Annotated in this window: 7 protein-coding genes and 1 rRNA gene; 2 read left to right on the forward strand and 6 right to left on the reverse strand. The window is 46.2% G+C overall.

The window, feature by feature from the left end; all coding sequences use genetic code 11:
- Positions 1 to 36: 36 nt before the first annotated feature.
- The gene (locus ACTQ16_RS11880) at positions 37 to 501 is read left to right on the forward strand and encodes a copper resistance protein NlpE (RefSeq protein ID WP_294972155.1); all 465 of its coding nucleotides are present in this window, start codon (positions 37 to 39) and stop codon (positions 499 to 501) included.
- Positions 502 to 672: 171 nt separating this feature from the next.
- Here ACTQ16_RS11880 and ACTQ16_RS11885 read toward each other — a convergent pair whose 3' ends face one another.
- A complete protein-coding gene (locus ACTQ16_RS11885; RefSeq protein ID WP_441937577.1) occupies positions 673 to 1,515 on the reverse strand; it encodes a glycoside hydrolase family 16 protein in 843 nt (280 codons plus the stop codon).
- Positions 1,516 to 1,950: 435 nt separating this feature from the next.
- On the opposite strand from ACTQ16_RS11885, the gene ACTQ16_RS11890 reads away from it, so the two are divergent.
- On the forward strand, positions 1,951 to 2,955 hold the full coding sequence (locus ACTQ16_RS11890; protein ID WP_295345900.1) for a TerC family protein: 1,005 nt from the start codon (positions 1,951 to 1,953) through the stop codon (positions 2,953 to 2,955).
- 97 nt (positions 2,956 to 3,052) lie between these two features.
- Here ACTQ16_RS11890 and ACTQ16_RS11895 read toward each other — a convergent pair whose 3' ends face one another.
- The 5 genes from ACTQ16_RS11895 to rrf all read right to left on the reverse strand — a co-directional run.
- Positions 3,053 to 4,735, reverse strand: coding sequence for a kinase (locus ACTQ16_RS11895; protein ID WP_441937572.1), 1,683 nt, complete (start codon positions 4,733 to 4,735; stop codon positions 3,053 to 3,055).
- A gap of 56 nt (positions 4,736 to 4,791) precedes the next feature.
- The gene (locus tag ACTQ16_RS11900; RefSeq protein WP_441937579.1) at positions 4,792 to 5,259 is read right to left on the reverse strand and encodes a C-GCAxxG-C-C family protein; all 468 of its coding nucleotides are present in this window, start codon (positions 5,257 to 5,259) and stop codon (positions 4,792 to 4,794) included.
- Between the two features lie 130 nt (positions 5,260 to 5,389).
- Positions 5,390 to 6,706, reverse strand: a complete 1,317-nt coding sequence (locus ACTQ16_RS11905) for an AAA family ATPase (protein WP_441937574.1) — start codon at positions 6,704 to 6,706, stop codon at positions 5,390 to 5,392.
- 105 nt (positions 6,707 to 6,811) lie between these two features.
- The gene (locus ACTQ16_RS11910) at positions 6,812 to 7,825 is read right to left on the reverse strand and encodes an aspartate-semialdehyde dehydrogenase (protein ID WP_117662130.1); all 1,014 of its coding nucleotides are present in this window, start codon (positions 7,823 to 7,825) and stop codon (positions 6,812 to 6,814) included.
- A 484-nt stretch (positions 7,826 to 8,309) separates the two neighbouring features.
- Positions 8,310 to 8,405: ribosomal RNA gene (gene rrf, locus ACTQ16_RS11915) — 5S ribosomal RNA — on the reverse strand; the annotation flags it as partial.

An 8,405-nucleotide genomic window follows, 5' to 3' on the forward strand; every position in this document is an offset into this window, starting at 1 on the left:
GCGAAAGAAAGTATTCACTTAAAAAAGCGGTATAGTATGAAAAAGAAATTAGTTTTGACTGCAGCCGTTATCGCTGCATTGTCTGTTGTCTCTTGCAACGGCAAGAAGACAAATAATAAGGAGGCTGACCAGGATAGCCTCAGCTATGCAGAAAAAGATTCGCTCAATTCGAACGATGTGGTTCTCGATTCTATCGCAGGCACTTACGAAGGTACTCTCCCTGCTGCCGACTGCCCGGGAATCAAGACTGTATTGACGCTTAATGCCGACAGTACATACCAGTACTCAGCTGACTATCTGGAGCGCAAGGACGGTCACGACGAAGCAAGCGGCATCTTCAAGGTTCTGGCAAACAACGTGGTAGAAATCATCCGCCCATCCAGCGGCGAGACAACCTACTTCAAGGTGAAGGATGCCAACAGTCTTATCATGACCGACTCACTCGGTACCGAACCTGAAGGCGCCATGGCTAAGCACTATATGCTGACCAAGAAGAAGTAAGCTGTTCACATCTAAAAAAAAGCACCCATCTCATATCAAGAAAGCATCTTTTCTGCTTCCGGAATACGAGATGGGTGCTTTGCGTTGTGGCAGTTGGCGCTTTTTCATTGTGGCAGTTGGCGCATTTTTGTTGTGGCAGTTGACCCAAATCCGTTGTGGGAGTTGGCGGAATTATTTCTTCTGATACACCCTTACATAATCGATGAAATACTTCATCGGAAGAGCGGAATCATCGATTTCGCCACCATTATCACCGCCCAGAGCAAGATTGAGCAGGAGATACTGCGGCTTCTTGAAAGGCTGATCGCCATTGCCCAGCTTGCCATTCACCGCCTCTGCCTGACTAATCTCGTTGAGAAGTTCATCGTCCAGATAAAGACGGATGCTCTGCTCATCCCAATCCATGCGCCAAACGTGGAACTTATCAGCCCATTGCGAATCACGATTGGTGAAATGGGTGAAAGGGATAGCCTTGCTGTTCCATTTCGCCGTCCAAGGCTTGTCGGTACCCCAGCAGGCATTGGCAAGGATATGAGGCACACCCTGCCTGCGATAATACTCCATCATATCGATTTCTCCATTCGACGGCCAGTCCATGCCGCGTCCCAGAAGCCAGATGGCAGGCCAGGCACCACCCGCTGTAGGAATCTTTGCCCTAACTTCTACCCTACCATAGAGAAACTCCTTCTTCTCTGCCGTATTCACCGAGGCAGAGGTATAATGAATCTTCTCGATGTTCTCAGGCCATCGGCTGCTGTTCTTCCTGAAACCGGGATTTCTGCGAGACTTCTTCTCCTTGCGTGCCTCGATTACGAGATTGCCATCCTTGCAATAGGCATTGGCTTTCTGATACCATTGCGCCTCGTGGTTGCGCTTGAATCCCTCCTCGTAGTTCCACACCTTGGAATCGAGAAGTCCATCGGTATTGAACTCATCGCTCCATACCAGTTTCCAGTCATTCTGAGCCATCAGGGCAGATGGAGACAAAGCCATCGCCAACACTCCGAACGCCATTCCCATTTTCTGCTTTACATTCATATTGATTGATTGTTTTGTTATTAATTTCCAATGATTGTCTGTTTCACGTATAATCATAGATTCAACAATACTGATGATTACTGAATCAATGATGCTTATGATTACCTAAGATGAGGCAAAAATACAAAATTACGATAAGAAAGAAGAGTACTTTTCGAGAAATCAGGAGTACTTTTCGAGAAATCAGGAGTATTTTTCGAGAAATCAAAAGTTATATTCTACATTCCAATATATTACAAACCCGTTACATTCTCATCTTTCACGTTAAATACAATTAAGTTTTGCACCGGAACCTTCGCTATTCCAGATATTTTTCCTAATTTTGCGTCCACGTTTCTAACGGATGAAATGAATATGAAGATTCAACTATAAAATTAGGTATTATATAAAATAGACAAGGAAAAAAGAAAAATGGAACATGTTTTTACTGAATCGATGTTTTTGGTGGGCTTCGTGATATTCATCGCCGCCATACTCGTATTAGACATGCTGGTCATCGACCGAAAGGCGCATGTGGTTTCCATCAAGGAAGCCGGCTCCTGGACGGCTGTATGGATTATTCTCGCACTTGCCTTTGCCGTGTTCATCTACTTTCATGGCGACATGGTGCACGGCATAGAGAACTTCGACGACCTGAAGCTGATAGCCTCGCGCTATGCTTCTCATCTCAAACTGGATCCGAACGATTATGAAGGGAGTCTGCAGCAATATCGCCACTACATGACCATCTCTTACATCTCGGGTTATCTGATAGAGAAGACGCTCTCGGTGGATAATCTCTTCGTGATGATGATGATCTTCACGTCGTTCGGAGTGGACAAGAAAGATTACCAGCACGTATTGAACTGGGGTATTCTGGGAGCCATCGTGCTTCGCTTCGTCTTCATCTTTGCGGGTGCTGCCCTCATCAGCCGATTCGCCTGGATATTGCTCGTATTCGGAGGATTCCTGGTTTACAGCGGCGCCAAGATGTTCCTCAACAGGAACAAGAAGGAAGAGATCAACGCCCTCGACCATCCGGTGGTGAAGTTCATGCAGCGACGCCTGCATCTGGGTCCGCTGGTAATGACGGTGGTGTTCATCGAGTTCTGCGATCTGATTTTCGCCTTCGACAGTATCCCTGCCGTGTTCTCGGTTTCGCTCGACCCGTTCGTGGTGTTCTTCTCCAACATCTTCGCCATCCTGGGCTTGCGTGCCCTCTTCTTCCTGCTGGCAGCGATAGCCGATAAGTTCCGTTACTTGAAGGTGGGCGTGAGCGTGCTGCTGGTGTTCATCGGTGTAAAGATGCTCATCCACGATTTCTTCGAGATTGATGCAGTAAGTTCGCTGGTATTCATCATCCTCGTCTTGCTCGTCAGCATCGGAGCTTCGGTGGTGATTCCACAGAAAAAGGAAGCTTTGGAAAATGCGAAATAAGACTCAGAAACATAAAGTTATCTTTTAGAAAATAAAAAAGTTCTGTCTGCAAATACAATGATGCAAACAGAACTTTTTGTTTATTAAATTAATCTTCCTAATACCTCCTCAACGGTCTATACTTTATGGTATAAATATGGTTGAAATAATCCTTCCATTCATTCGGCTCCTTGTCATCATCCCGAACTATCCGGATGCCATAAAACCTGGTGCCGGTTTCCTTATACTCCTTGAACCTCGCCAACATCTGCTGTGGCGGATTCGGAATCAGGAAATCCGTAATCCAAAGCACATCGGCATTCACATAATGCAGACCATCGTTATCCAGCAAATCAAACATCTGGTTCATCATCTTCTTAGCCGAAGTTCCTCCACCAATAAAAGGCAGATGGGTTGTTGTAGGCTGGCGCCTGATACCACGCCCCGTATGAGCCTGACCATCAGAAGACAAACCAGCAGAATTTTCGGGAGATTCTGAAGTTCCGGGAATTCCGGAAGATTCATGAACTTCCACAACCGTGATTCCAATCCTCTTCAACCGCTCCGCCTTCCGCTTCGCCATCAGATCGATGGCACGGGTGCTCACGGAGAAATCTATCAGAAAGCAATCCCGCTCCAAATCCTCTGCCGTTTCTTCCAACAGGGATATCAGCGTAGAAGAAATCCTTTCAGGCGTTCCATACATACTCGCCGAAGTATCCAGACAGACTATCATCGGACCCTTTCGGGAAGCATGGGTAAAGCCGAGTTTGCGGGAAGGCTTCGACATTTCGCTCTTATAACGGAAAGTCTGGAGCCTGCGGGTTCGATACTTATAGATAAAAAGCCCCTCCATATCCTCATCGCTGTATTGCGCCAACTCCAGCGGAAGAAGCGAGTTGAGATCATCGCCCACGGTAATGCCCTCGATGTCACTTCCTGCGGAATGCTCCATCTTCATCTCTACCCCCGAAGCGATGGTGAGCCTATCTTTGCCGTTGGCATCTGCCACACGACCCATCTTCGCCACAATCTCCTTGATTTCCGGATATTGATCCTGAATCTTCACCTGGTTCAGGCGGCGTTCAAACTCCGTTTCCGTCCATCCGTTCGTCATCAGTTCCCAGGCCTGTACGGCTCGCTGCTCCGAAACGCCCTTCGTCTTCATGTTGCGGGTTATCTGGTCCATCATGCGAACCAATCCCGTTTCGAAATTATTCTGACGGAGAGAAATAAAATCCTTCAGTTTGTTCAATACCTGATGGTCGATGCACACCTTCCAGTCTCTAACCAGTCGCTCCCAGTTTTCGGGTTTCGAAGCTCCATCGCCAGCCATCAGTTTCAGGAAGAAAGACTTATCGAATCCATCCTCCTGGTGTTCCTGCTCCAACTGGTCAATGAGCGGAAGCCACACCTGCTCATCCATTCTCTTAAAGGGAGTCCAGTCGAGCACATCATCAGCCCGATGACTTTCGGTCCAGGCACGCTGGCGCTGGAATCGCATGTGATGAACGCATTCCACGATAAACTTTCCCACGCAATCATAGAACACCTTGCTCTTGATTTTGCTGTTCACCACCTGGCGCACGAATTTCTGCACCTCTTCACCAGTTTCCGGAATCGTCACTTTCAGGGTAAAGAGATGAATCAGATAATCCTTCAGCGGGTCTTCCTTCAAATTCCAAGGCATGGCTGTGCCTGTCGGATCAGGAATCTTCACCTGCCCCGACTTGCAGAAGTCGTCCAGCATCTTCAAGTAATACTGTGCTTCCGCCAAATCCTTGTTATTCTGGTATTTCATCTTATTCGATATTTTTTACCAAATTGGTAAAAAGCTTCTTATATATTATAGGAAGACTAAGCCTTCTCTTTCTCCATCAGATATTCTGCGAAGATTCTTGCAGCACTCTCCACTTTGGCTGCGCAAGGACGAGACTTGTAGTATTCTGCCGTTCTTGCCGAAGCCACATAGCTGGATTGCGCCTTCTCATGGCCCTTCAAGCCCAGAATCTCGGCACAGATGATGCTGCCGTTCTGCTCCTTCGATTTGGCTAGCAAATCCTGCACCACCTTATAGCAAGCCGATTTACCCTCGCGGTCATCCCCCTCGGTCTGTCCACAATCCAAGCCAACGAGCACCACGATGCCCGAAACGGCTCCACACATCATTCTCATTCTGCCAACTCCACCACCGAAGCCGGCACCAATGCGCTTCGCCATCTCATCATCAAGACCATATAAATCGGCAAAGGCAGCCACCACCGACTGGCAGCAGCCATAGCCCTGCATAAAGTTCTCCACCGCCAGGTGAACACGCGCCTCCAATTCTGGAGTCAATATTTTCTGTTCGTTCATAATGTTTTGAATCTTCTGTATATAATTAATGTATAAATAATAGAAGGCGAATAAAACTCATAGAGTTTCATCATATTATACCTCATAGAACTTCATCATATTATGCCTCGTAAAGTTTCATCGTATCCTGTCTGGTAAACGCCAACTCCTTATAGAAATCACGAAGATAGACCGAAATTTCTGTCTTATCATCCGAAGACACGAAGAGATTCTCGCCCAACTGCCTTTCCAGCGAAGTCAAGCCATCCGAAAGGGTTTCGATTTCCCCCTCGTAATCTCTGCCATCACCAGGATTTCTGCGAACACGATGATACTTAATATCTTCGGCAAGCGCATTCTTCATCTCCACGAGTTTTTCTGCGAAAGGAGAAAAGAGTGCACGAATCACGATGCATCTGATAGCATCCCGCTCTTCCGGTTCCTGCCACAGACAATGGTAGATAGGAAGCAGGTCGCAGATATCCACCTCTTCCCTATCCTGCATGAAGGCAGAAGTGCGAAGCAGACGGACGATATTCTTCCATCGGCGGTCGCTCACATAGATATTTCGGCGTTCGGCAGCCTCATCCACATTCACGGCTCTCAGAGATTTACGGATGGCGGAAATTGCATCAAGCACCACCTCCTTTACGCCAATCTTACAGATTTTCTCCGCCCATTCAGCATACTCCTCAGGGGATATTCTTATATCGCACACGGATTTCACAGATCTCACAGATTTTTTCTTTGTATTCTCAGAAATAAACAAATCTCTTTCTGATGTTTCTACTCCCATTGGCGTTTGCTTTACAGAAGACTTCTTGTACATAACATTAGCCTCATCCGTGGAATCAGTGAGATCCGTGTGAGACTCATTAGAATCCAGCAGCATCGCCCGGAAATTCTTCTCCAGCTTAATCGGTCTACTCTCTATTCTGATGACGAATCGGTCCCAAAGCGCCTCCAGTCCTTCTCCCTTTGCAGGAAGTTCATTACTAGCAGCCACAAGAAGTTTCAAAGGAAGATGCATCTCGCGATTACCATTTCTGAAGATTTTCTCATTAATCACCGTGAGGAGCGTGTTCTGGATAGCAGGTCCCGCCTTCCAAATTTCATCCAGGAAAACCACATCTGCAGTAGGCAGATATCCCTCCACCGCACGCTCGTAAGTATCCGATGTCTTCAGTTTCTGAATACTCACCGGACCGAAGATTTCATCTGGCGTAGAGAATCGCGACATCAGATACTCGAAACTCCGGGCATCCTTGAATGCCGTTTTCAACTGTCGTGCCACCATACTCTTTGCCACTCCCGGAGGTCCCAGCAGGATGATACTCTCACCTGCCAGAGCGGCAAGGAGCGACAAGGATATCTCCGTCTCCTTCTCATAAATCCCCCGGTTCATCTCACCGAGTAATTGTTTGAATCTTTCCAGCATATCTTTACTATCTGATCAGAATCGTATAAAGACGAAAAGAAGTTAAGAGATAAAATTCATTATCCCTTAACTTCCTTATATTCTTTTATATAAATAAGGTATGGCTTACTTTACGTTGCCAACCTTAATCAAATACTCAGCAATCTGAACTGCGTTCAGGGCAGCACCCTTACGAATCTGGTCGCCGGTCAACCACAATGTGTTACCATTGTCATCAGCCAGATCCTTGCGGATACGACCTACATATACATCGTCCTTACCGGCGCTCTCCAATGGCATTGGATAAACGTAGTTCTGTGCGTCATCCTTAACGGTTACGCCTGGAGCAGCCTCCAAAGCCTTGCGGATGTCCTCTACTGCCAATGGCTTCTCTGTCTCGAACCAAACACTCTCTGAGTGAGAACGAAGTGAAGAAACGCGAACGCAGGTAGCACTGGTGCGAACATCAGAGTGCATGATCTTGCGGGTCTCGTTATACATCTTCATCTCCTCCTTGGTGTAATCGTTAGGAGTCATCTTGTCAATCTGTGGGATGACATTATATGCCAACTGATGAGGGAACTTATTGATATGCTCAGTCTTACCAGTCTCGATGATATCCTTATACTGCTGCTCAAGTTCAGCCATGGCAGCAGCACCAGCACCCGAAGCACTCTGATAAGAAGAGATATGGATTTTCTTGATATGGCTTAAGTCATCGATAGGCTTCAACACTACTACCATCATGATGGTGGTACAGTTAGGGTTGGCGATGATGTTGCGAGGGCGGTTCAAGGCATCCTCAGCATTTACCTCAGGCACAACCAGAGGCACGTCGTCGCACATACGGAATGCGCTAGAGTTATCAATCATCACGGCACCATACTTGGTGATAGTCTCGGCAAACTCCTCAGAAGTGCCGCCACCAGCAGATGTGAAAGCAATATCGACATCTTTAAAGTCATCGTTATGCTGCAAAAGTTTGACCTCATAGTCCTTTCCCTTGAAGTTGTATTTTCGTCCGGCAGAACGCTCAGAACCAAACAACACCAAATCATCCATAGGGAAATTTCTCTCGGCAAGGATACGCAAAAATTCCTGTCCTACTGCGCCACTTGCACCAACAATTGCTACTTTCATAATCGAATCTTTTAATTTATAAAGTTGTTATAAGTGAATCTATATATGAGAAAGATGCTCCTTTCCAGCCGGATGTTTCTCCATCTTTAATTGCCAAAACAGCTTATCTTCTCAAATCCGCTGCAAAGTTAAGACTTTTTTTACAATAACAAGCATAAATTCCTAAAAATTATTGCTTTTTGATGCATTTTTATCATTTTTGCTTACTTTTCTGCATAAAGCTACCCTAAAACTGAAATTAGATAGCAACAGTTGTCATTCAGCAATGAACTGTAAGTAAAAGGGTAAAAGAGTAAAAAGGTAAAAGGAAAAACAGCTAAAAGAATCTGCGTCATCTGCGAATTGAAAATCGGCGGCCGAAGGGAAAGCCAAATCTGCGTGAGAAAAAAACAATCAACATAAAATAGCAATCAGCGTGAGAAAACAAAATCCGCATGAAAACAAAAAAGCCCCGACTACTTTCGTAATCGAGGCTCTTGATAAAAGAAGGCGGCTACCTACTCTCCCGCATTGCATTGCAGTACCATCGGCGCAAGTGAGCTTAACTTCTCTGTTCGGAATGGGAAGAGGTGGGACCTCA

The sequence above is a fragment of the Prevotella sp. LCP21S3_D2 genome (assembly GCF_052118345.1).
Lineage (GTDB): Bacteria > Bacteroidota > Bacteroidia > Bacteroidales > Bacteroidaceae > Prevotella.